This is a genomic window from Caulobacter sp. GW821-FHT10C03 (genome assembly GCF_059415485.1).
Genome location: NZ_JBWKNI010000021.1, coordinates 37,509 through 61,178 on the forward strand (window position 1 = coordinate 37,509; position 23,670 = coordinate 61,178).

Genomic DNA, 23,670 nt, shown 5'->3' on the forward strand with positions numbered 1-23,670 from the left:
AGCGCTCGCGCCAAATCCGACGCGTCCAAGGGCGCGATCCATAATGGGAGGGAAAAGGGAAATGACTATTCAGAACAAGGTGATGTCGCGTCCGCGGCTGCTGGCCGGGGCTTCGCTGGCTGTGCTGCTGAGCCCCGCGTTCGCCATGGCCCAGGCGGCCGCGAAGCCGGCAGCCGACCAGCCGATCACCGACAACGCCGTCAGCGAGGTGGTCGTCACCGGCTATCGCGCCGCCCTGCGCAGCGCCATCGACACCAAGAAGAACTCCGACGTCATGCTCGACGCCATCAACGCCGAGGACATCGCTGACTTCCCCGACTCCAACCTCGCGGAGTCCCTCCAGCGCCTGCCGGGCATCTCGATCGACCGCGACAACGGCGAGGGCCGCACGATCAGCGTGCGCGGCCTGTCAGGCGACTTCAGCCGTGTACGGATCAACAACATGGAGGCCCTGTCGACCGGCGCGGCCAACGACTCCGGCGCCAGCCCCAACCGCTCGCGCGCCTTCGACTTCAACGCCTTCGCCTCGGAGCTGTTCAGCTCGGTGCGGGTGCGCAAGTCCTCGTCCGCCGAGGCCGACGAAGGTTCGCTGGGGGCCACGGTCGACCTGATCACCGGCCGGCCCTTCGACTACAAGAAGAGCGCCTTCGCCCTGTCGGCCGAGGACAGCTATTACGAGAACGGCAAGAAGCACAGCCCGCGTATCACGGGCCTGGTGTCCAACCGCTGGCTCGACGGCCGGGTGGGCCTGCTGCTGTCGGCCGCCTACGCCAAGCGCACCTCGGAGGACGACACCTACGCCCGGGGCGGCGGTTCGGCCGACTACACCTATCGCGGCTCGACCTGGACCGGCGACGAACTGCCCGGCCGCGCCGGCTTCGCCGCCCCCACCGGCACGGTGTTCACCGCCCTGATCCCGACCACCCTGACCGGGGCCGCGCTCGACGCCTACAAGGCCAATCCGGCCAACTACTACAATCCGATCGCCAATCCGGCCGCCTATGCGGAACTGACCGGCTCGGACCCCGCCGCCTACGCCAAGCTCTATCCCAACTGCGCCGCCGCGGCAGCCCAGTCGGTGGCGACCCTGACCCCCGTCTCGCCGGGCTGCAACGACAGCTTGATCCGCTTCCCGGCCTTGCCCTCGATCGCCCAGCGCGACGTCGAGACCGAGCGCCTGGGCCTGACCGGCTCGTTCCAGTTCGAGATCGGCCCGCGCACCAAGCTGTCGGTCGACGGCCTCTATTCGCGGTTCGAGAGCGTCAGCACCAACTACCAGCTCTCGCCGGTAGGGCTGAACCGCAACAACACCAACGCCAGCTACCAGTACGGGGCCAACACCCCCACCGCTACGGCCCGCGCCGGCAGCGCCATGACCGACGCCCAGCGCCGCGCCCTCTATCCCGGCGGCTGCACCTTCACGGCCGAGACCGACCTCAACCCCGGCCAGGACTGCGGCCAGCAGCTCTACGGTTCGACCCCGGTCAGCGGCTACGCCTACAGCTACAACCCCTACAATCTCGATCCCTACGAGTACTACACCAACCCGTCCTCGCCCGGTTACGCCGGCTCGGCCACGTCCCTGCCGTTCCGCGGCGACCTGATCGGCCGCCCGTCGGTCAAGCTGCTCGACGCCGAGGTGGTCGGCCAGAACGCCGAATATCTGAAGCTCGGAAACGTCGACTGGCGCTCGGGCGCCGACCGCGGCGCCTACACCACCGACTTCCGCCAGGTCTCGGCCGAGCTGACCCACGAGTTCAGCGACAAGCTCAAGGCCGTGGTCGCCTACGGCGCCTCGCGCTCGGAGAACAAGAACCAGGGCACCCTGGTCGAGTTCAACTACATGGACGCCCAGGAGGCCTTTATCTTCGACGAGCGGGGCGCCAAGGGCATGCCGCGCTTCGACGCCGGCTTCGACGCCGCCGACCCCACCAAGTGGGGCATCGTCAAGGGCTTCTCAGGGATGCGCAACTACACGCGCAACACCCTGAACACCTACAACGGCATCAAGGGCGACGTGACCTACGAGGTCGACGAGCACTGGACCCTGAAGTTCGGTGTCACCGGCCGCAAGTACGAGTTCTCGACCGACCAGTACGAGCGCAACAACGACCTCCTGAACCCCACCGAAAAGGAGGCCGGCGTCAGCGTCGCCTCGCTGGGCCAGGTCATCGAATTCGGCCAGGGCCTCGACGTGCCGGCCGGCTCGACGACCCGCTTCTTCGCCCCCAGCCTGGAAGCCTTCGACAAGGTCTTCGGCTTCACCTGCAACTGCATCAACAAGTACGGCGACTTCCGCATCACCCGGAAGCGCAACCGCTCGGCCTCGTTCGAGGTGGCCGAGAAGAACCTCGCCTACTACGCCCAGTTCGGCTTCAACTACGAGGTCTGGGGCGGCCGGCGCCTTTTCGGCAACATCGGCGTACGCCAGGCCGAGACCGAGGTGGAGTCGGTCGGCGAGACCACGGCCGGCCGCCGCATCACCGGCGAGAACAAGTACAGCGACACTCTGCCGTCCGGGAACCTGACCTGGGAGGCCTGGGACAACCTCTACATCCGCTTCGCCGCCGCCAAGGTCATGGCCCGTCCTCTGCTGGGCAACCTGTCGCCGGCCATCACCGGGGTCAGCATTCCGGGCGACGGCTCGGTCACCGGCGGCACGCTCACCGTCGGCAATCCCAAGCTCTCGCCGTTCCGCGGCAAGGCCTTCGACGTGGCGGCCGAATGGTACTTCGCCAAGGGCGGCCTGATCAGCCTGGGCTACTTCCGCAAGGACATCGACTCCTACCCGCAGACCGTCTTCTACGAGGCCCCGCTGTCGGCCTTCCTCGACGCCGACGCCATCGCCCAACTGCGGGCCCAGTTCCCCGGCGAGACCGGCGGCGATGTCTTCCGCCGGGCCTATATCGACGCCGACAACGTCATGCTGGCCCGCCAGGTCCGCGACGCGCCGGGCGGGGTGCTGCAGGGCTTCGAGTTCAGCTACCAGCAGGACTTCACCTTCCTGCCCTGGTACTTCAAGAACCTCGGCGTCCAGTTCAACGTCACCAAGCTCGACACCGAGCTGAAGTACATCCTGGATCCCGGCGCGGTGAACGCCACGACGGGCGCGGTGACCAAGGCCCCGGTCTACGGCACCGGCCCTTGGCTCGGCGCTTCGCCCAAGGGGGTCAACTTCACGGTCTATTACGAGACCAAGAAGTTCAACGCCCGCGTCTCCATGGCCCAGCGCGACGAGTACTACACCAAGTACCCGGTCGGGGCCGGCAACTGCGACCCGGGCCTGCAGGCCAACGGCTCGGCCTGCGACGGTCCGCTGATCAACGAGTTCGACGGGGCGAAATCGACGATGAACGTCGATTTCTCGATGCGCTACCAGCCGCTCAAGCAGGTCGCCATCACCTTCGAGGCGCTGAACATCACCGACGAGAAGTCCGAGCGCTTCACCTTCACCGACCCGGTGATCCTCTCCTACGGCGGCAGCGGCCCCAACTACCGGATCGGCGTTCGCTACAAGTACTAACGGCGCCTGAACCACTGGCCGTCCGCGCCCCTTCGCGCGGCGGCCGTCCCCTTCGGCTGTCCCCCCAGGGCTCGAAGGCGGCTTGGGCGGAGGACCTTTGCGGTCCTCCGCCGCTTCTTTTTCAGTTCGGGGAGAACGGGGCGATGACCATGCGCGACCTGACATCGATCGACCGCCGGACCCTGCTGGCCGCAGCGGGCGCCGGACTGCTGCTTCCCGCCACAGCCTGGGCCAAGGCGCCCGACCTTGCGTCCGCCGGCTGGGCCAGCGCCAAGGGCGGGGAGGGCGGCCGCGTCATCCGCGTCACCACCCTGGCGCCCGACGGCCCCGGCTCGTTCCGCGCCGCCGTCGAGGCGGCCGGCCCGCGCAAGGTGGTGTTCGACGTCGCCGGGGTCATCGACCTCGCCCGCAAGAGCATCCGCATACGCGAGCCCTTCCTCACCGTCGCCGGCGAGACCGCGCCGTCGCCGGGGATCACCTTCATCCGTGGTGGGATCCAGGTCGAAAGCCACGACGTCGTCCTGCGCCACCTGCGAGTCCGGGCCGGCCGCGACGGCGCCCCCGATCGCAGCGGCTGGGAGGTCGACGGCATCACCTGCTGGAAGGCCCACGACGTGGTCGTCGATCACTGCTCGATCGCCTGGGCCACCGACGAGAACCTCTCGGCCTCCGGCCCGCGCTTCGACGGCGGCGACACGGTGCGGGCCTGGCGGAACGGGACCTCCCGCCGGATCACCTTCAGCAACAACATCGTCGCCGAGGGCCTGTCCCACGCCAGTCATGTGAAGGGTGAGCACTCGAAGGGCACCCTGATCCACGACAACGCCACGGAGGTGCTGATCGTCGGAAACCTCTACGCCCACAATCTGGAGCGCAACCAGCTCTTCAAGGGCGCGGTCCACGCCGTCTCGGCCAACAACCTGGTCTACGACCCGGGGACGCGGGCCATGCACTACGCCCTCAACGCGCCGGAGTGGGAGGGGCGAGCCTGGCAGGTAGGCCAGCTGGCCCTGGTCGGCAATGTCGTCAAGGGCGGCGCCTCGACCCGGCCCGACCTGCCGTTCCTGATCGTCGAAGGCCAGGGCGACCTCGACCTCTACGCCCGCGACAACCATGCGACCTACGCCGACGGCCGCCCGATGCCGGAGCTGCGGGTGCTGCCGACGGCGCCTTTGCCGACGGTCCGCCGGCTGGCGCGACCGCCGCTATGGCCCAAGGGCTTCAAGCCTCTCCCGGCCGCCAAGGTAGAAGCGGCGGTTCTGGCCACGGCCGGCGCCAGGCCCTGGGACCGCGACGCCATCGACCTGCGCATCCTCCGCCAGGTGAAGACCGGAACCGGTCGCGTCATCGACGACGAGAAGGAAGTCGGCGGCTACCCCCACTGATCCCTCTCCCCTTGCGGGAGAGGGTGGCCTCCCGGAGGGAGGTCGGGTGAGGGGTCTCTCAGAACTCAACACCGCGTGCGGCGGTCAGGCCGGGTGAAACGCCCGAAGTCAGCGCGACCCCTCATCCGTCGGCCTTCGGCCGCCACCTTCTCCCGCAAGGGGAGAAGGATCGCTCGGGCTTCGAAACGCGTTTGACCCCCGACCAGTAACCAAGGCGGGCGTCATGACCAGCTTCTCCTCCCTGCGCCGGGATCTCCTCACCCGGCCGATCTTCCAGTGGGCGCAAGGCGTGATGCCGGCCCTGTCGCAGACCGAGCGCGACGCCATCGACGCGGGCGACACCTGGTGGGACGCGGCCCTGTTCACCGGCGATCCGGACTGGAACGAACTGCTGTCGTTCCCCAAGCCCCAGCTGCGCCCCGACGAGCAGGCCTTCATGGACGGGCCGGTCGAGCAGCTTTGCGCCATGCTCGACGACTGGACCATGACCTGGAAGACGCGCGATCTGCCGCCGCAGGTCTGGACCTTCCTGAAGGAGCAGAAGTTCTTCGGGATGATCATCCCCAAAGAATACGGCGGCCTCGGCTTTTCGGCCTTCGGCCACGCCGAGATCGTCCGCCGCATCGCCACCCGCTCGGTCTCGGCGGCGGTGACGACCATGGTGCCCAACTCTCTGGGGCCGGGCGAACTGATCCTGCGCTTCGGGACCAAGGCCCAGCAGGACCACTGGCTGCCCCGCCTGGCCGATGGCCGCGAGGTGCCCGCGTTCGGCCTGACCAGTCCCGAGGCCGGCTCCGACGCCGGGGCGATGATCGACGAGGGTGTGGTCTGCCGGGGAACCTGGGAAGGCCGCGAGGTGCTGGGCATCCGCCTCAACTGGCACAAGCGCTACATCACCCTGGGCCCCGTCTGCACGGTGCTGGGCCTGGCCTTCAAGCTGCGTGACCCCGACGGCTACCTCGGCGGCGACGAGGACGTCGGCATCACCTGCGCGCTCGTACCGACCACCACGCCCGGCGTCGAGATCGGCCGTCGCCACCTGCCGGCCTTCCAGACCTTCCAGAACGGTCCCAACTGGGGCAAGGACGTCTTCATTCCCATGGACCTGGTCATCGGCGGCGCCGAGCGGGCCGGGCAGGGGTGGAAGATGCTGATGACGGCGCTCGCGGCCGGGCGCGGCATCTCACTGCCGGCCCTGTCGGGCGCGGCGGCCGCCTTCAGCGCCCTGACCACCGGCGCCTACGCCCGGGTGCGCAGCCAGTTCAACGTGCCGATCGGCAAGTTCGAGGGCGTGCAGGAGCGCCTGGCCCGCATCGCGGGGAACGCCTACCTCGTCGACGGCGCGCGCCGCCTGACCTGCACGGGCCTGGATCTGGGCCACCATCCGTCGGTGATCTCGGCCCTGCTGAAGTCCGGCGCCACCGAGCGGATGCGGATCGTCGTCAACGACGCCATGGACGTGCATGGCGGCAAGGCGATCATCGAGGGGCCGCGCAACTACATGGGCGCCCAGTACCGCGCCGTGCCGGTCGGCATCACCGTCGAGGGCGCCAACATCCTGACCCGCAGCCTGATGGTGTTTGGCCAGGGCGCGATCCGTGCGCACCCCTACATGCTCGAAGAGATCCTGGCGATCGGCGAGCAGGATCTCGACCGGTTCGACGAGGCCTTCTGGAAGCACGTCGCCCACAGCCTTCGCAACGGCCTGCGCACGGTGGCCCGCAGCTGGAGCGGCGGCGCGCTCTCGCCGGTTCCCGACGCCGGCCGGGCGACCCGTTTCTACCGCCAGATGGGCCGCTACTCGGCCGCTTTCGCCCTGGCCTCCGACATCGCGCTGCTGACTCTGGGCGGCGACCTCAAGCGCCGCGAGATGTTGTCGGCGCGGCTGGGCGATATCCTGTCGGAGCTCTATTTCCTGTCCGGCGCCCTCAAGCGTTGGGAGGACGAGGGCCGCCAGGACGCCGACTTCCCGCTGCTGCACTGGTGCGCCGACACGGCCTTCGCCACCATCGAGCAGCGCTTCGACGAACTGTTCGCCAACCTGCCCAACCGCCTGGCCGGCTGGCTGCTGCGCGCCGCCATCCTGCCGTTCGGCGCCCGTCGTCGCGGGCCGTCGGACAACCTCACCCGCGCCTGCGCCGAGCTGCTGATCCACCCGTCCGAAACCCGCGACCGCCTGGTCGAGAACGTCTATGTCGGCGGCAAGGACGAGGCGGTGGGTCAGCTGATCGACGCCTTCGAGCGCGTGGTCGCCACCCAGCCGATCCACGACCGGCTGAAGGCCGCCAAGGTTCGCGACCGTCACCTCGCCTGGGAGCAGGGTCTGATCACCGCCGACGAAGCAGCCGCCCTCGACGCCGCCGACAAGGCCGTGGCCGAGGTCATCGCCGTCGACGACTTCGCCCACGACGGCCTGGCCGCGCCGGCGCCTGTCCGCAGCGACGCCGTTCCGCGTCCGCCGAGCCCGATCGACCGCGGCGAGCCGCGCAGCTTCGAGGCGCCCCAACCCAACATCTGAGCCCCGCGCCTAAACCACTGTATGGGTGTCGCCGCCAGGACGAGGGGGCTAAGGCTCGTTTGTCAGCGTCCAAGTTCCGGGCGTGCTTAGAGAAACGCCATGTCCCGCCGGCGCGCCATCGCCGTCATCGACGACGACGCCCTCGTCCGTTCCGGCCTGGCGCGGCTGATCCGCTCCTTCGGGCTGGAGGTCGGCGTCTTCGGCTCGGCGGCGAGTTTCCTGGCCTCCGGGCCGGAGAGCTGGGCCGTGGTCGTCACCGACATCCACATGCCCGAGATTTCGGGTCTCGACCTGCTGCGCCGCCTGCGGGGCAGCCATCCTGACCTGCCGGTGGTGGTGGTCACGGCCTTTCCGGACATGCGCGACCAGGCCCTGGCCGCCGGCGCCCGGGACTTTCTCGAAAAGCCCTGTGCGCCCGACCGGATCGAGGCCAGCTTGAAGACGATGCTCGACGAGGCCTGAGGCGGCGCTTGTCGGATAAGGGGGCGGGGGCCCCAGCTTAGCTTGGTGGAGGCGGATGGCCAAGGCGGAACGGCGGGCGGAAGAAGCGGTGCAGACCGTGGTGATCGTCGACGACAACGAGCTGTTCCGCGGCTCGATGGACAAGCTGTTCCGTTCGGTCGGCCTGCAGACGGCGCTCTACGCCTCGGCCCAGGCCCTACTGGACGCGCCGATGCCCGACAGCGCCTGCTGCATCCTCGTCGACGTGCGCATGCCCAAGATGAGCGGCCTGGATCTGCAAGAGGCGCTGGCCGCCCGCCGGGTGCGCGCGCCCGTCATCGTCATGACCGGCCATGCCGACGTGCCGATGACCGTGCGGGCCATGAAGGCCGGGGCGGTCGACTTCCTCGCCAAGCCCTTCCGCGACCAGGACGTCATCGACGCCGTCACCGCCGCCCTGGCCAAGGACGGAAAGCGCCGCGAACTGGCCCGTGACGTCGCCGAGGTGAAGGCCCGCTTTGATGGCCTGACCCCGCGCGAACAGCAGGTCATGACCCTGGTCACCGCCGGTCTGCTCAACAAGCAGGTCGCCGGCGAACTCGGCCTCCAAGAGATCACCGTCAAGCTCCACCGCGGCAGCCTGATGAAGAAGATGCAGGCCGGCTCCTTCGCGGAGCTGGTGCGGATGGCCGAGGCCCTGGAGAGGGATCGGGCGGCGGGGTAGGGGCCAGCGAGCCGCGTGGTTCTCATCTCAAATGGCGAATGTCGATCAACCCTGATCCGCCGCGACGGGATAGTCGATTTCCGCCAGATGGACCCGCAGCGCCCCGAAATCGATCTCCGGATTGAGCGCCGTCGCCAGCCCGGGCGTGATCGGCGTGCGCTGGTGAACCTGGGCGACCAGATCTGCGTCCACCTCGACCTCGTAATAGCTGCGCGCGAAGTCCAGATAGGTCGCCGGATCGCCGTTCAGCATGCCGAGCAGCCAGTAGGATCCGTCGTCACCTCCGAGCGACGGCAGGCTCGCGTAGCCCCAGGCTTCGTCATCGAAGGCGCGCCAGCAGCAGAAGGTCGCGTGATCGGGCGAGAAGGCGGGCTCGGCGACGCCGCTCGCGAAAGCGGGCGGCACGCGGCGGTAGAGGGCGTGCGGATCGTCCTGCGCCTCCCAGAGTTCGTGATCGAGGCCTTTGATGAAGGCCCCCGCCGCGTTGAACAGCACGAAGAGGTCGTCGCCCTGGCCGTTGCGGATCGAGCCCATGGCCTCGTCTGCGCCCCACCGGGAGTCGAAGGAGAAGTAACGATACTCCCACTCCGGGCAGAGGATCGCGTCGAGCGCGGCGAGCGCCTGCATCACCTCGCGCAGGCGAGCGGGCGGCGGCAGGCGGGAAAGGGCGTCGGTCGGCATGACCTCAAGCTATGCCGTGATCCGCGCGGACCACAATGCCTCTAACCCGTCGCCGGCAGCCGGATCTCGATCCGCGCCCCGGCGTCGCTCGGCAGGATCGCGATCCGCCCGTCGTGGGCGGCGACCGCCGAGTGGCAGATGGCCAGGCCCAGCCCCATGCCGCCGGACTTGGTCGTGTAGAAGGCGTCGAAGGCCCGTTCGGCCGCTTCCGGCGAGAAGCCCGGGCCGGTGTCGGCGATCTCGATCACCGCCTCGTCGCCTTCGCGGGCCGAGCGCACCGAAAGCCGCCGCACCGCGCCGCCGGCCATGGCCTGCACGCCGTTGAGCATCAGGTTGACCAGGGCCTGCTGCAGCACCACCCGGTCGCCGTGGACCACCGTCTCGCCGGCCTGAGCCTCAAGGACAAGTTCGACGCCGTGCTCGGCGACCTCGCGGGCCACGAACCGGGCCGAGGCGACCAGCAGGCCGTCCACGGGGAGGGCCTCCCGCTCGGCCGGAGCCTGGGCGATCAGGCCGCGGATGCCGCGCACCACCTCGGCGGCGTGGGCGGCGGCGGTCACCACGTCGGCGACGGCGTCCTTGGCCTCGTCGAGATCGGGCGTGTCGCGGTCGAGCCAGCGCTGGGCGGCGCCGGCGGCGTTGGATATCGCCGCCAGCGGCTGGTTGACCTCGTGGGCGATCGAGGCCGACAGCACCCCCAGGGTCGCCGCCCGCAGGGCGTGCTCCAGTTCGGCGCGGGCGCGGTCCAGCCGTTCCTGCAGTCGCCGGCGTTCGGTCAGGTTGACAATCGAGGCCTGCACCCGATCCAGCCCCCGGGCGTCGGCCGGGAAGTTCAGCGCCACGATCACCGGGATCAGCTCGCCGCTGCGGCTGCGCACCACCGTCTCGGTCTCGAAGCTGCGCCGGCCCTCGCCGAAGGCGACCAGGAACTGGGCGAAGGTCTGGTCGGTCTCGGGCAGCAGCTCGTCCAGCCGGTCGAAGAAGTCGGCCTTGTCGGTCACGCCCATCATGGTCAGGGCCGTGGCGTTGACGTCGGTGATACGGACGCTGGCCTTGATCTGGCGCACGAGCTCGGGATGGCGCGCCAGGTGGTCGGCCAGATCCGTCACGCCCTGGGCGCGGATGGCGTCGAGGGCGGCCTGCACCGGCCGGAAGTCATGCTCCCAGATCGACACCGCCAGGGTGTTGAAGATCGTTCTGTAGCGGGCCTCGCTGAGGCTCAGGGTCCGGCGGGCCTGCTGGTTGCGTCCGGTGAGGAAGGCCGCCACGCCCAGGGCCGCCAGGCTGACCAGCAGCCGCAGGGTGGGGGCGAGGTGCGGCGCACGGCCGTGGGCGACGGCGAAGCTGGTCGTGGCCAGGGCGGCGCAGGCCAGGGTTACGGCCCACAGCCGCCGGCCCGGCAGGTCCTCGCCGACCAGCAGCAGGACCAGGACGTAGAGCACCGCCACCGCGCTCGACAGCGGGGTGAAGGTGTCGACCACGAAGACCGCGGCGGCGATCGCGGCCGCCCCGCCCAGCCGTAGGCGGCGTCCGAACGGCGAGCTATCGGGCGAAGGGAAGGGCTGGGCGAGCATGGCAAACTTCATAGCCCGGCTTCCGCCTTCGCCGGGACCCCATACCAAGGTCTGGGGAGCGCCAACCAAGTCGGTACGCCCGGCCTACGTCCGTTCGGTGTCCCGATGTCATGGGGCGTCTCTAAGGTTGCGGTCATCAGAGGCGGCAGGAGGCCGGACCCATGTTGCGCACCATCGAGACCCAAACCGCCGGCCCGCCCGGCTCCGATGCGCTTCAGGCGATCTGGCTGCTGGAGCAGGCGAGGGCCGCCCTGGAGGGCGACCTCGGCTCGGCGCGGGCGATGCTCGACCGCCTGGCCGCGGTGCTGGCGCCTCCCGGCGAGGCGCGCAGCTTCCTGCCCCATTCCCCGGCCCGGGCCAGCGGTCCGGCCAGGGGCGGGCTCGCCGGCTGGCAGATCCGCGCCGTCGCCGCCCATGTCGAAGCCAATCTCGACGACAGCCTGCATGTCGAGACCCTGGCGGCCCTGGTCGGGCTCAGCGCCAGCTATTTCTGCCGGGCCTTCAAGGTCAGCACTGGCGAGACCCCGCACGCCTGGATCATGCGCTGCCGGCTGGAGCACGCCCAGGGCCTGATGCTGGAGACCGCCGAGAGCCTGGCCCACATCGCCGCCGTCTGCGGCCTGGCCGACCAGGCCCACCTGACGCGGCTCTTCCGCCGTCACACCGGCCAAACGCCCCATGCCTGGCGACGCGAGAACCGCCCGTGGAGCCGCGCCCTGGTCACGGGCTCGCTCAAGCGGGCCTGAGCCGAGGGGCGGAGCGTTCGGAGAGGATGGTTCGTGGCGCATGCGCCCTGCGTGAACAGGCCGCCGCGGGACGTCTTGTCGAAACCCAGCATCGCGGCGCCGTCAGCTCGAACCGTCCGAAAGAGCGCGGCCGTACAAGCCGGCGCCGTGCATCGCCAAGAGATCCTTCCCGTCCGGCGTCAGGATGTCGCCGACGATCCTTCCAGGAGACTGAAGACCATGGACATCGAAACCGCCCGCTCGCGCCGCCTGGCCCCGCTGACCACGCCCACGGGCCTGGGCGAGGCCGCCGCCAAGGACATCTCGGCCGCCCTGACCGCGCTGCTGGCCGACGTCTTCGCACTCTACATCAAGACCAAGAACTTCCATTGGCACGTCTCGGGTCCGCACTTCCGCGACTACCACCTGATGTTCGACGAGCAGGGCGACGAGCTCTACGCCATGACCGACCCGATCGCCGAGCGGGTGCGCAAGCTGGGCGGCACGACCCTGCGCTCGATCGGCCACATCGCCCGCAGCCAGCGCGTGCTCGACAACGACGCCGACTATGTGGAGCCGAACGACATGCTCGCCGAGCTGCGTGACGACAACGGCGCCCTGGCCGCCGCGATGCGCGCGGCCCACAGCGCCTGCGACGAACACGGCGACATCGCCACCGCCAGCCTGCTGGAGAACTGGATCGACGAGACCGAAAAGCGCGTCTGGTTCCTGTTCGAGGCCGGCCGCCGCGACCGCGCCTGATCCTGCCGCGACGCTTCCCGATCGCTCGGGGAGCGTCCTGGCCCTCGTTCGAGAGCTTCCGTCGTGACCGACATCCAGAAACTGGCCGTCAGCACGGCCGTCGCGGCCATGTTCGCCCTTGCGGCCTTCGTCGCGGTGATCCCCCATGGCCATCCGGCCGGTTCCGCCGTTTCCGTTCAAGACGCTGTCCAGGGACGTCCCCCGAACTAGAGCCTCGCCGCCAGGAAGCCCCCATGACCAAGCCGCTCGCCGCTGACGATCCCTACGCCCGCACCGCCCAGATCTTTCCGGTGTTGACGCCGGAGCAGACCGAGCGGCTGGCGGCCTACGGCGTCGAGGAAGTCATCGTCCCCGGCCAGGTGCTGTTCCGCCGCGGCGACCGCCGGGCCGACTTCTTCCTGGTGCTGGAAGGCAAGGTCGGCATCACCCGCACCGGCGAGGTCGGCGACGACGAGATCATCACCGTCCATGGTCCGGGCCAGTTCAGCGGCGAGCTCGACCAGGTCAGCGCCCGCGCCCTGCTGGTCGGGGCGGTGGTGGTGGCGCCCGGCCGGGTGGTGCGCGTCGCTCACAAGGACGTCGCCCACATGATGGCCGCCGAGCCCGACATCGGCGAGATCATCATGCGGGCCTTCATCCTGCGGCGGATGGGCTTCCTGCATCACGGCCAGGTCGGCATCGTGCTGATCGGCCGGCCCGACGATCCCGACACCCTGCGCATCGAGCGCTTCGCCGTGCGCAACGGCTATCCCCTGCGGCTTGTCGACGCCGACAACGATCCGGACGCGTCCAGCTGCCTTGGCCAGCACGGCCTGACCCTGGGCGACCTACCGGCGGTGGTCACGCCCGACCGGGTGGTGATGCTCAATCCCGAGACCACCGTCCTGGCCGACCGCCTGGGCATGACCGAGCGCTTCGACCCCGACCAGGTGTTCGACGTCGCCGTGGTCGGGGCCGGTCCGGCGGGCCTGTCGGCGGCGACCTACGCGGCCTCGGAGGGCCTCTCCACCGTGATCATCGAAGGCTTGGCGCCCGGCGGCCAGGCCGGGGCCAGTTCCAAGATCGAGAACTATCTGGGCTTCCCAACGGGGATCTCCGGCCAGGCCCTGGCCGGCCGCGCCCAGGTCCAGGCCCAGAAGTTCGGCGCCCGGCTGGCGGTGTCGCGCGCCGTGGTCGGCGTCGACTGCGAAAGCCATCCCTACCGGCTGAAGCTCGAGGACGGCCAGACCCTGCAGGCCCTGTCGGTGGTGATCGCCTCGGGCGCGCGCTACCGCAAGCTCGACGTGCCCGACTACGACCGCTTCGACGGCCAGGCGATCCACTATGCGGCCACGGCCATGGAGTCCGACCTCTGTCGCGGCCAGTCAGTCGTCGTGGTCGGCGGCGGCAATTCGGCGGGCCAGGCGGCGATGTTCCTGTCCCGCACGGTCGGCCACGTGCACATGCTGGTGCGCGGCGAGGGTCTGGCGGCGACGATGTCGGACTATCTGGTCCAGCGCATCGAAAGCTCGGCCCGCATCACCCTGCACCCGTTCAGCGAGGTCACCCGCCTGGAGGGCGATCGCACGCTGCGCCGCATCGGCTGGACCGACCGCAAGACGGGCGAAGAGACGGTCATCGACGCCGGCGCCCTGTTCGTGATGATCGGCGCCGAGCCCAACACCGACTGGCTGGCCGGCTGCTTCGACCTCGACCAGCAGGGCTTCGTCCTGACCGGCGAGAGCGGCGTCGCCGGCGCCCGCTCGGCCTATGAGACCGAAAAACTGGGCGTCTACGCCGTCGGAGACGTGCGCTCGGGCTCGATCAAGCGCGTCGCAGCCGGAGTGGGCGAGGGCTCGGTCGTGGTCTCGGCCATCCACCGGCACCTGGAGGAGGTGCGGGCGCGGTAGGGGCTCTACTTTTTCTCCCGTCATTCCCGCCCGTGTGGCGGGAAGCCCTCTATCCACCGCAAGGGCGGAAGAGGCGGACCGCTAAGCGGTCCGCTTGCATCTCACGTGTCAGCGGAACCATGGGTTCCCGCCACAAGGGCGGGAATGACGGGAGGAAAAGGAGACGTTCGTCGTCACCCCTCCACCCACCGCTTGATCGGGCGGGGATGCGGCGTCTTGTACTCGGAAAGATCGAACGACACCTCGTCGACATAGCACCAGCCCCAGCCTTCGGGCGGGTCGTAGCCTTCGATGATCGGGTGGCCGGTCGCCTTGAAGTGGCCGGTGGCGTGCTTGCCGGGCGACTGATCGCAGCAGCCGACGTGTCCGCAGGCGCGGCACAGGCGCAGATGCACCCACCAGCCGCCGGTCTTGAGGCACTCCTCGCAGCCGTCGGCGCTGGGCGTGACGACGACGATGGTCGAAAGGTGCGAGCAGCTCATCGGATCGGCCTTTGCGGCGAAGGGGGCGTGTCCGCCACCATGCACCCAAGGCCGGGCGCGCGCTTGCGCGATGTCGCTGCGTCTTGCTTCAGGCGATCCGGATGCTCTCCCTGGGCGCTTTCACGCCCAGGGAGGCGTCAGCGTCAGAAGTCGTAGGTGACGCGGGCGTAGTAGTAGCCGCCGTTGATCCCGAATGGCGAGAAGCTGGGATATTTCGCCACCCCCGGGTTGCCGGCCGCGACCGAGGCGGCGGTGCCGGCGGCGTTCAGTTCCTCGGGATGGACGTCGAACAGGTTGTTGGCCCCCAGCGCCACCTTCAGCCCGTCGGTGACGCGATAGGACAGTTCCAGGTCGGTGATCAGGTGCGACTTGATCTCGTCCTTGAAGTAGGTCCCGTTGACGTTGGTGTAGGCCCAGGCCTTGCCGTACAGGGTGTTGACCAGGTTCACCGTCCAGCGGTCGTTCGTGTAGACCGCCGAAAGGTTGGCCTTGTAGCGCGGCGAGGCGTGCTCGAGGGACGCGATGGCCGCCTTGTCGTAGAGCACCGATCCGCCCAGGCCCGAGGGCGGGGCCGCGATGCGGGTGACCTTGGTCTGGTTGACGTTGACGCCCAGGGTCCAGTCGATCTTCCCGAACTCGCCCAGGTCGGTCCAGGTGGTGGCCAGGGCCTCGACGCCGCGGGTGCGGGTGTCCAGGCCGTTGGAGAACAGGTTGATGCCGGTGGTGCCGACCAACGGATCCAGCACGTTGCCGTTGGCGGCGATGGCGTTGGTGATGGCCGCGTTGACCACCGTCCCGCTGATCTTGCCGTAGAGCGCGCCGCTGCCGACGATGCGGTCCTCGATCTCGATCTGGTAGGCGTCGATGGTCAGCGACACGCGGGGCAGGGGCTCGGCGACGATGCCGACGCTGAGGTTGGTCGACTTCTCCGGATCCAGGCCATCGACGCCCAGCAGCTTGGCCCCGGCCGATCCCGGCGCCAGCTGCACGAAGGCGGTGGTCGGCGATACGTTGGTGGCCGAGTAGTAGAGCTCGGCCAGGGTCGGCGCCCGGAAACCGGTGCTGACCGTGCCGCGCACCGCAAAGGTCGGGGTGAAGTCGTAGCGGCCGGTCAGCTTGGCGATGTCGGCCGAGCCGAAGTCGCTGAACTTCTCGTGGCGCACGGCGAAGTCGAGCTTCAGGTTCTCGACCGGCGAGACGGCGAGGTCGGCATAGGCCGCCCAGCTGTCGCGATCGTGCTCGCCGGCGTCGGTCAGGGCAAAGCCCGGATAGGACTGCGAGCCGGACTTGTAGCGCGAGGCATAGTCGCCGGCCTTGATCTCGTAGGTCTCGTTGCGCTGCTCCAGCCCCAGGGCCAGCGTCAGCGGCGAGGCCCAGCCGACCTCGAACTCGCGGCTGAGGTCCAGGTTGTTGGTCCACTGGCTGAAGATGAAGTCGCCGGCGTGGAAGTCGGTCGGAGTCGCGCCGGTGTCGGTATAGAGCTGGATGTTGGCCGAGTTGCGCACCCGCACCTCGTGGTCGTCGCGGCCGTAGGTGCTGGACAGGTCATAGCGCCAGCCGCCGAACACCTCGCCCTTGATCCCGCCGGTCAGGGCGCCGTCTTTTTCCAGCGTTTCCAGGCGCGGGCTGAAGCCCTTGGGGTAGACGGCCGGCAGGCGGTTGGGCAGGCGATAGTTCTCGTAGGCCGTGGCCTTCTTCACGCCGTAGGTGCCAAAGGCGTAGACCTCGACCGCCTCGCTGGCTTTCCACCCGGCCGAGGCCGTGCCGACGTTCAGCTGGTAGCGGGCGTCGCCGGCGATCTGGTTCACGTACGGATAGCCCGACAGGGCCGAAGGCCAGGTGGGATTGGCGCTCACCGCCGAGGTCGAGGTCACCCGCGCGTCGGGATTGCCGCTGAAACTGAAGTCGTGGAAGCGGTTCTCCAGCGTCACGTTCACATAGGCGCCCGGCGCCGGCGCGAAGCCGGCGTTGGCCGACAGGCTGTAGGTCTCGCCGTCGTTCTTGTAGTAGGCGCCGCCGGTGGCCGAGGCGCCGCCGCCGTGGTCGGCGTCCTTGAGGATGATGTTGATCACACCGGCGATGGCGTCGGTGCCGTACTGGGCCGCCGCGCCGTCGGTCAGCACCTCGATGCGGGCGATCGAGGCGGTCGGGATGAAGTTCAGGTCGGCCCCCGCCGAGCCCTGATAGGCGCCCGCCAGCACGGCGAGGTTGGCGGTGCCGTGGCGGCGCTTGCCGTTGATCAGCACCAGAGTGTGGTTCGCGCTCAGCCCCCGCAGGCGCGCCGACAGGGTCAGGTTGGCCGCGTCGCCGCCGAAGGCCTGGGCGGTGAACGACGGCACCAGGTTGCTGAGCGCCAGGCGCAGGTCGGGCTGGCCGGTGCGGGCCAGGGCGTCCTCGGCGATCACCTGCACGGGCGCGGGGCTGTCGACCGCGCGGACGCCGGTCTGGCGCGTGCCGGTGACGATCACGCCCTCGACCGAGGCTGCGTCGGGCGCGGGTTCCGGCGCCACGGGATCGGCGAAGGCCGTCCCCCAGACCGCCAGCGATAGGGCGAGCGCCGACGCGCCCAGAATTTGGGTTTTCATCTTATCCCCCGATGAAAGTTTCAGATTGTTGGGAAAGGTGCGCGGTCGGCCGGGAAAGCGGCCCCCGTCGCGCGGCGGGTGCTGTTACGTCGCGGGTCCCTTAGCGGACCTTGGCGGCGACGAATTCGATCTCGACCAGGGCGCCGGGCAGCACTAGTCCCGCCACCTTCACCGTGCTGCGCGCGGGTTTGTTGGGCTGGGCGGTGGTTCCGAAGGCCTCGCTCCAGGCCTTGTTGAGGCCGGGAAAATCGATCTCTCCGCCCTTGGCCGGGTCGCCGACCAGGAAGACGGTGGCCTTGACCACGTCGCCGTGGCCCAGGCCCTCGGCCTTCAGCGCGGCCTCCAGCTTCGAGAGCACCGAGCGGGTCTGGGCCTCGGTGTCGCCGGGCTTGGCCTTGTCGGCGATGGTCGGCAGGGCGCCGCTCAGGAAGACGAGTTCGGTTCCGGCCGGCACTGCCACCGACGGGGTGATGGCGATCGCGCCCGACGACGGCGCGCGGCGGATCTCGGCGGCCCCGGCGGCGCCCGCCGCGAAGGCGGCGGTCAGAACAAGGGCGAAGGCGAGCTTGCGGATCATGGATGGGTCTCCGTTCGGGAAAGGGTGAGCCCGTCGGCGCGGACGCGCTGGGCGATCAGGCCGACCGTGCGGCGAGCGGCGGCGACGCCGCCCTCCTGCCAGCTGGGCAGCTGCGAAAGATGAGCGCCGGACAGGAAGATCCGGCCCTGGGGCTGGTTGAGCAGGCGATAGGCGGCCGGGTCGTTGCCGTCGCCTTCCCAGTGGATCCACGGGCCGAGGTTGAAGGCCTGGCGGTTCCAGTCGATCACCAGCGGCGCGGTCGGCTCGCGGCCCTTGCCGGGGTGCAGCTTGTCGATCGCCGCGCGGGTCAGGGCCACCTGCTCGTCGAAGCTGCGGGCCTGGAAGGCGCGGGCGGGCGCGCCGACCGTATAGGCGCCGACCAACAGGCCGCGCGGCTGGTGGAAGCCGGCGCTGGGATACCAGACCAGGGTGGTCTCGCCGCCGACGAACGACAGCCCGCCATAGATCTGCTCGGCCTCCCAGAAGCGCGGGGAGTCGAAGGCCACCTTGGTGGCGTTGTCGTACCTGGCGCCGGCGATGGCGGCGGTGACATCGGCCGGAAGATCGGTGACGATCCTGGCCAGGATCGGCAGCGGCACGGTGACCACCAGATAGTCGGCGGTCAGCTTGCGGGCCGCGCCGCTCTTGCGGTCGCGGATCGCCACCTCGGCGATCTTCGGCGTCTGGCGGAAGGCCGTGACCTCGGCGCCCAGCAGCACCGGGCCTTTCAGCGCCTTGTGCAAAGCCTTGGGGATGGCGTCCATGCCGCCGGTTGGCTCCAGCATGGTCGCCTGCATGAGGATGTTCTCCTCGAAGAGGGCGTAGGGCAGGGCCTCGTCCGACAGCAGGTCGCGCAGGGGCAGGGGCGGGCGGGCCACGCCCCGCTGGTCGGCCGCGCCGGGCGTGGTGACGTAGCCCGAGCGCTCCGAGCCCTTGTAGGCGCCGCCAGCGTCGAGGTCGCCATAGGTCTTCAGGAAGGCCAGCAGCCGTTCCTTGTCCGGCGCGGTCAGCTCCTGGTCCAGGCCGCCGCCGCGCGTCGCCTTGGCCAGCAGTTCGGACAGCCCGCCGCGCAGGTCGTTGATCGCCTGGCGCTGCTGCACCGGCTTGCCGCCGAACGAGGCGTCCGATTGCAGCAGGCTGCTGCGGCTGGAATTGACCTCCACCTCCAGCGGCACGCCCAGGGTCTTGGCGTAGGACAGCACGCCCTGGTGATGGCTGGGCAGGCGGGCGGGGCCGGCGTTGAAATAGAGGCCTTGCGAGAAGCCGGCGGTCTGGCTGGGACGATCGATGGTCTCGACGCGGTCGCCGCCACGGATCGTCCAGTTGCGGCCGCCGACCCGTTCGCGGGCCTCGACGACGGTCACCGCAAAGCCGGCGCGTTCCAGTTCATAGGCCGCGACCAGGCCCGCGATCCCGGCGCCGAGCACGACGACCGAGCGGCCCTTGCCGAAGTCGCGCGGCAGGTCCGGCGCCTCCTGGGCGAAGGCCGTGGATGTCAGGCCCAGGCCCTGGAGCGCCGCATAGCCGGCGGCGAAACCGCCCAGGGAGAACGCGCGGGTGATGAACGAACGACGACTGACCAAGACCGGAAACGCCCCTGAATGAACCTCCCCTAAAAGCGGCCGCCGCCGAAGCGGCGGCCATGAGTGAACGCGGGGAAGTCGCCAAAGAAGGAAGCGTCGGCTTGCGTCGCTCCCAAGGCCATTGCTGGGCGCCGGCTACCGCTCTCGGTATTCAGAAAAACTACAGCGGCTTGTCGTTGTTCTCCCGGCCAATCCTCACAAGTATCGTTCGCTGTTGATTTTTATGACTTATCGAATTGTCTCGATGATAAGTTTTCGTCGCGTTTCGGCTTATGAGTAATTGCGTTCGTTCTATTGCGATCGGTGATGTTTGGCGGGGCTCATCCGGCGTGTTGAGCCCCGCTTGAGCATCAAGGCGTGTTTGGCGCGGCCGCAACCTTCGGTGAGAGTTTTTCTGCCCGCGCGGCGAGATTATCGGCCGTGCGGACGGCGCGGAGGCGGGCTTAGGTTTTCGTCATCGCCGTTTTCGCCATCGACGTGAAAAAGCTTCAGGAGAAGCCGATGTCCGACCGCAAGCCGCACCCCGAAACCCTGGCCCTGCACGCGGGCTGGCGGGCCGATCCGACCACCGGCGCGGTGGCTCCGCCAATCTACCAGACCACGTCCTACCAGTTTCAGAGCGCTGACCACGCGGCCGACCTGTTCGCCCTGCGCCAGTTGGGCAACATCTATACCCGCATCGGCAACCCGACGATCGACATCCTCGAGCAGCGCCTGGCCGCGCTCGAAGGCGGGGCCGCCGCTCTGGCGGTGTCGTCCGGCCAGGCGGCCTCGGCCTTCGCCATCCAGAACCTGGCCCGGGCCGGCGACAACATCGTCAGCTCGACCGACCTCTACGGCGGCACCTGGAACCTGTTCGCCAACACCCTGCGCGATCAGGGGATCGAGGTCCGTTTCGTCGATCCGGAGGATCCCGAGGCCTTCGCCCGCGCCACCGACGAGCGCACGCGGGCCTACTACGCCGAGACCCTGCCCAATCCGAAGCTGACCGTCTTCCCGATCGCCGAGGTCGCCGCCATCGGCCGCAAGCTGGGCGTGCCGCTGATCGTCGATAATACCGCCGCGCCCTTGTTGGCCCGGCCGCTGGAGCATGGCGCGGCCATCGTCGTCTATTCGACCACCAAGTACATCGGCGGCCACGGCACCTCGATCGGCGGCGTGATCATCGACGGCGGCAATTTCGACTGGCAGGCCCATCCCGAGCGCCAGCCGACGCTCAACACCCCCGACCCCAGCTATCATGGCGCGGTCTGGAGCGAGGCGGCCAAGCCGCTGGGGCCGATCGCCTACATCCTGCGGGCCCGCACCGTGCTGCTGCGCGACCTGGGTTCTGCCCTGTCGCCGTTCAACGCCTTCCAGATCCTGCAGGGGCTGGAGACCCTGCCGCTGCGCATCGCCCGCCATTCGCAGAACGCCCAGGCGGTCGCCGACCATCTGGCCAACCATCCCGACGTCATCCGGGTGATCCACCCCTCGGCCCAGGACGGCCTGCGCCGCCAGCGCGCCGACCGCTATCTCTCCGGCGGTTACGGCGGCCTGGTCGGCTTCGAGCTGGCCGGCGGGCGCGAGGCCGGGCGGCGGTTCATCGACGGTCTGAAGCTGTTCTACCACGTGGCCAATATCGGCGACGCGCGGAGCCTCGCCATCCATCCCGCCTCGACCACCCACTCCCAGCTCAGCGCCGAGGACCAGGCCGCCACCGGCGTCTCCGACGGCTATGTGCGGCTGTCGGTGGGCCTGGAGCACATCGACGACATCCTGGCCGACCTCGACCAGGCCCTGGCTTCGGCCCAGGAGCTGCCCGCCGCGGCGGAGTGATCCATCGCACATTAAGAAGCCCCGCCAGGCGGATCGCCCGGCGGGGCTTTTTTGTATTCAAAACAGTGGATTGGGCGGGAATTCTAACCTGCCTCGGCTCCGCCCAGCGACGCCAGTCCCCGGTTCCACGCCACCAGGGGCGCGGCCGGCGAGAAGGCGAAGCGTTCGGCCTCGACGATGAAGACCGAGTGGCTGCCGGTGTCGATCACCGCATCGACGAAGCAGTCGGCCCTCGCGATGCCGCCCCGGAAGGCGGGCGGCGCGCCCGGTTGCAGCCGCCAGCGCTCCGGCGCGAACCGCTCGGCCGCCCGCGACCCGCTGGCGAAGCGCAGGGCCTCTTCCTTGTCGTCCGCCGCCAGCAGCGACACCGACAGAGCGGGGCGGCGGAGGAGGGCGTCGTGACACCCCGCCTCCTTGCGCACGCAGAACAGGAAGCGCGGCGGCTCGACGGACAGCCCAGTGATCGAGCTGACCAGCAGGCCGCGCGGCGCCTGCCCGTCCCAGCAGGAGACGATGGCGACGCCGCTCGCGAGGTGCGCCAGCACGTCCGTGAAAGTGGCAGGCGGGGCCTCCCCCGCCGCCGCGGCGTCGTAGCGGGCCATCAGCTGGCCGCCGCCGCCGGTTGGGCCTCGAGCTGGGCTTCGCGCTCGGCCACCAGCCTGCGCACCAGCGGCAGCAGGTCGCGGCCGTAGGCGATGGCGTCCTCCACCGGATCGAAGCCGCGGATCAGGAAGGTGGTGACGCCCAAGTCGTAGTAGTCGAGCAGGGCCTCGGCCACCTGCTGCGGCGTGCCCACCAGGCCCGTGGAGTTGCCGGCCGCGCCGGTGACGGCGGCCACGCCCGTCCACAGCCGCTTGTCGAGACGCGACCCTTGCGCGGCCGCGTCCAGCAGGCGCTGCGAGCCGGCGTTGGGCGGGCGGTGGCCGCTGGTCGGCAGGCCGGCGGCCTCGCGGATGGCCTTGGCCTTGGCCACGATCTCGTCGGCGCGGGCCCAGGCGGCCTCTTCGGTGTCGGCGATGATCGGACGCAGCGACAGCGAGAACTTCACCTGGCGGCCGTGCTTGGCGGCGGCGTGGCGCACGCGGGCGATGGTCTCGGCGACCTGGGCCTGGGTCTCGCCCCACAGGGCGAAGATGTCGGCGTGCTTGCCGGCCACCGGAATCGCCGCTTCCGACGAGCCGCCGAAATAGACCGGGATCTGGGGTGCGCGCAGCGGCTTCACCGCGCCGAAGCCTTGGTCGACCTGATAGTACTCGCCCTTGTAGTCGAACGGCTTTTCGCTGGTCCATTCGGCGCGAACGATGTCGAGATACTCGCTGGTGCGGGCGTAGCGCTCGTCCTTGGTCAGGTGGTCGCCGTCCTTGGCCAGTTCCTCGTCCGAGCCGCCGGTGATGATGTGCACCGCCACCCGGCCGCCGGTGAAGTGGTCCAGCGTCGCCAGTTGCCGCGCCGCCAGGGTCGGGGCGGTGAAGCCCGGCCGGTGGGCGATCATGAACTTCAGGGTCTTGGTCACCGAAGCCGCGTGCGCCACCACCAGCTGGCTTTCCGGGCCGGTCGAGTGGAAGGCGACCAGGGCGCGGTCGAAACCGCCCTCGTCATGGGCGCGGGCGATCTTCTCGACATAGTCGACGTCGATGACCGGGCCGGCCGGCGGGTGGATTTCCGAGACGTTCTGGGTGTGGATGATACCGATGAATTCGACGCTCATGGGGGATGCTCCTGAGGGTTCGAGAAAAGCGAAGTGAGGTCAGATGGCGTGGGTGGTCGCCTGGGCCGTCTCCTTGCGCAGCGCGCGGACGACGGACGGGCGGGCGAAGGCGCGGGCGGCCTTGGCGCTCCAGGCGGGATAGGCGGAAAGGTCGATCTGCCGGCGCTCGCCCCAGCGCCAGATCACCAGGGCGTAGGCGTCGACGGCGCTGAAGTGATCGCCCAGCAGCCAGGGACCCGGCGCCTGGGCCAGGCGCTCGATGTCGGCCAGGGTGCGCGCGAAGCGGGCCTCGCCGGGCGTGGCCAGGGCGGCCTTCACCGCCTCGTCGTCGGCGTAGCGCTCGGGCCGGGCGATCTGGGCGAAGGCCACGTGCACCGTGCTGGCGAACCAGCTCATCACCTCGTAGGCGTGGGCCAGCTTCAGCGGCTCCAGCAGCGGCAAGAGCTCGCTGTGCGGGTAGCGGTGGGCCAGGTAGGTCAGGATGGCCAGCACCTCGGTGACCGGCTCGCCGTCTACCGCCAGGGTAGGCACCCGGCCCTTGGGATTGACCTTCAGGTAGTCGGGCTTGCGCTGGTCGCCGGCGGCGAGGTCCAGGCGCTGGACCTCGTAGGCGACGCCGATCTCCTCCAGGGCCACGAGCGGGGCCAGGGATGAGCTGCCAGGAGCGATATAGAGGGTCAGGGGCATGGGGCTGG

19 protein-coding genes and 1 pseudogene are annotated in these 23,670 nt (G+C 69.6%); 11 read left to right on the top strand and 9 right to left on the bottom strand.

Annotated features, from left to right (window positions below; translation table 11 throughout):
- Positions 1–61: 61 nt before the first annotated feature.
- The 5 genes from AC07NG_RS21375 (at position 62) to AC07NG_RS21395 (ending at position 8,591) form a co-directional block, all read left to right on the top strand.
- Positions 62–3,523: a TonB-dependent receptor domain-containing protein gene (locus AC07NG_RS21375; protein WP_494596227.1), complete on the top strand. Its 3,462-nt coding sequence runs from the start codon at positions 62–64 to the stop codon at positions 3,521–3,523.
- 149 nt (positions 3,524–3,672) lie between these two features.
- Positions 3,673–4,908, top strand: coding sequence for a pectate lyase family protein (locus AC07NG_RS21380; protein WP_494596228.1), 1,236 nt, complete (start codon positions 3,673–3,675; stop codon positions 4,906–4,908).
- 223 nt (positions 4,909–5,131) lie between these two features.
- Complete coding sequence (locus AC07NG_RS21385; RefSeq protein WP_494596230.1) at positions 5,132–7,426, top strand: acyl-CoA dehydrogenase; 2,295 nt, start codon at positions 5,132–5,134, stop codon at positions 7,424–7,426.
- A gap of 99 nt (positions 7,427–7,525) precedes the next feature.
- Positions 7,526–7,888, top strand: a complete 363-nt coding sequence (locus AC07NG_RS21390; RefSeq protein ID WP_494596231.1) for a response regulator transcription factor — start codon at positions 7,526–7,528, stop codon at positions 7,886–7,888.
- A 55-nt stretch (positions 7,889–7,943) separates the two neighbouring features.
- Positions 7,944–8,591 carry a response regulator transcription factor gene (locus tag AC07NG_RS21395; RefSeq protein ID WP_494596232.1) on the top strand — a complete coding sequence of 216 codons (648 nt, stop codon included), beginning with the start codon at positions 7,944–7,946 and terminating at the stop codon, positions 8,589–8,591.
- 45 nt (positions 8,592–8,636) lie between these two features.
- On the opposite strand, the gene AC07NG_RS21400 is transcribed toward AC07NG_RS21395, so the two are convergent.
- Positions 8,637–9,272, bottom strand: a complete 636-nt coding sequence (locus AC07NG_RS21400) for a hypothetical protein (RefSeq protein WP_494596233.1) — start codon at positions 9,270–9,272, stop codon at positions 8,637–8,639.
- A gap of 41 nt (positions 9,273–9,313) precedes the next feature.
- Positions 9,314–10,846 (bottom strand): sensor histidine kinase, encoded by a 1,533-nt coding sequence (locus AC07NG_RS21405; RefSeq protein ID WP_494596235.1) that lies wholly within the window; start codon positions 10,844–10,846, stop codon positions 9,314–9,316.
- A 161-nt stretch (positions 10,847–11,007) separates the two neighbouring features.
- Between AC07NG_RS21405 and AC07NG_RS21410 the strand changes: the two genes are divergently transcribed.
- The 5 genes and pseudogenes from AC07NG_RS21410 to AC07NG_RS21430 form a co-directional block, all read left to right on the top strand.
- Entirely contained in the window at positions 11,008–11,592 is a 585-nt protein-coding gene (locus tag AC07NG_RS21410) for a helix-turn-helix transcriptional regulator (RefSeq protein WP_494596237.1), read from the top strand.
- A gap of 219 nt (positions 11,593–11,811) precedes the next feature.
- A complete protein-coding gene (locus AC07NG_RS21415; protein WP_492856874.1) occupies positions 11,812–12,333 on the top strand; it encodes a Dps family protein in 522 nt (173 codons plus the stop codon).
- 63 nt (positions 12,334–12,396) lie between these two features.
- Positions 12,397–12,543, top strand: a complete 147-nt coding sequence (locus AC07NG_RS21420) for a hypothetical protein (RefSeq protein WP_492856875.1) — start codon at positions 12,397–12,399, stop codon at positions 12,541–12,543.
- 23 nt (positions 12,544–12,566) lie between these two features.
- Positions 12,567–14,222 carry an FAD-dependent oxidoreductase gene (locus tag AC07NG_RS21425; protein ID WP_494596239.1) on the top strand — a complete coding sequence of 552 codons (1,656 nt, stop codon included), beginning with the start codon at positions 12,567–12,569 and terminating at the stop codon, positions 14,220–14,222.
- A gap of 18 nt (positions 14,223–14,240) precedes the next feature.
- Positions 14,241–14,370 (top strand): annotated as a pseudogene (locus tag AC07NG_RS21430) (hypothetical protein); the annotation flags it as partial.
- 25 nt (positions 14,371–14,395) lie between these two features.
- On the opposite strand, the gene AC07NG_RS21435 reads toward AC07NG_RS21430, so the two are convergent.
- The 4 genes from AC07NG_RS21435 to AC07NG_RS21450 all read right to left on the bottom strand — a co-directional run bounded on the left by AC07NG_RS21435 (position 14,396) and on the right by AC07NG_RS21450 (position 19,449).
- A complete protein-coding gene (locus AC07NG_RS21435) occupies positions 14,396–14,704 on the bottom strand; it encodes a UBP-type zinc finger domain-containing protein (RefSeq protein ID WP_494596240.1) in 309 nt (102 codons plus the stop codon).
- 143 nt (positions 14,705–14,847) lie between these two features.
- Positions 14,848–17,289 carry a TonB-dependent receptor plug domain-containing protein gene (locus tag AC07NG_RS21440; RefSeq protein ID WP_494596241.1) on the bottom strand — a complete coding sequence of 814 codons (2,442 nt, stop codon included), beginning with the start codon at positions 17,287–17,289 and terminating at the stop codon, positions 14,848–14,850.
- A gap of 100 nt (positions 17,290–17,389) precedes the next feature.
- On the bottom strand, positions 17,390–17,866 hold the full coding sequence (locus AC07NG_RS21445; RefSeq protein WP_494596242.1) for a Rid family hydrolase: 477 nt from the start codon (positions 17,864–17,866) through the stop codon (positions 17,390–17,392).
- A complete protein-coding gene (locus AC07NG_RS21450) occupies positions 17,863–19,449 on the bottom strand; it encodes a flavin monoamine oxidase family protein (RefSeq protein WP_494596243.1) in 1,587 nt (528 codons plus the stop codon). Before AC07NG_RS21450 ends, AC07NG_RS21445 begins: the two co-directional genes overlap by 4 nt.
- 501 nt (positions 19,450–19,950) lie before the next feature.
- On the opposite strand from AC07NG_RS21450, the gene AC07NG_RS21455 reads away from it, so the two are divergent.
- The gene (locus AC07NG_RS21455; RefSeq protein WP_494596244.1) at positions 19,951–21,267 is read left to right on the top strand and encodes an O-acetylhomoserine aminocarboxypropyltransferase/cysteine synthase family protein; all 1,317 of its coding nucleotides are present in this window, start codon (positions 19,951–19,953) and stop codon (positions 21,265–21,267) included.
- Between the two features lie 83 nt (positions 21,268–21,350).
- Here the strand turns inward: AC07NG_RS21455 and AC07NG_RS21460 are convergent, their stop codons facing one another.
- Genes AC07NG_RS21460 through AC07NG_RS21470 form a run of 3 tightly spaced genes read right to left on the bottom strand, consistent with a single transcriptional unit; the run spans position 21,351 to position 23,662 of the window.
- The gene (locus AC07NG_RS21460) at positions 21,351–21,869 is read right to left on the bottom strand and encodes a flavin reductase family protein (protein ID WP_494596246.1); all 519 of its coding nucleotides are present in this window, start codon (positions 21,867–21,869) and stop codon (positions 21,351–21,353) included.
- Complete coding sequence (locus tag AC07NG_RS21465; RefSeq protein WP_494596247.1) at positions 21,869–22,975, bottom strand: LLM class flavin-dependent oxidoreductase; 1,107 nt, start codon at positions 22,973–22,975, stop codon at positions 21,869–21,871. The genes AC07NG_RS21460 and AC07NG_RS21465 overlap by 1 nt, the downstream gene beginning before the upstream one ends.
- Before the next feature lie 39 nt (positions 22,976–23,014).
- The gene (locus tag AC07NG_RS21470) at positions 23,015–23,662 is read right to left on the bottom strand and encodes a glutathione S-transferase family protein (RefSeq protein ID WP_110118923.1); all 648 of its coding nucleotides are present in this window, start codon (positions 23,660–23,662) and stop codon (positions 23,015–23,017) included.
- Positions 23,663–23,670: the final 8 nt, after the last annotated feature.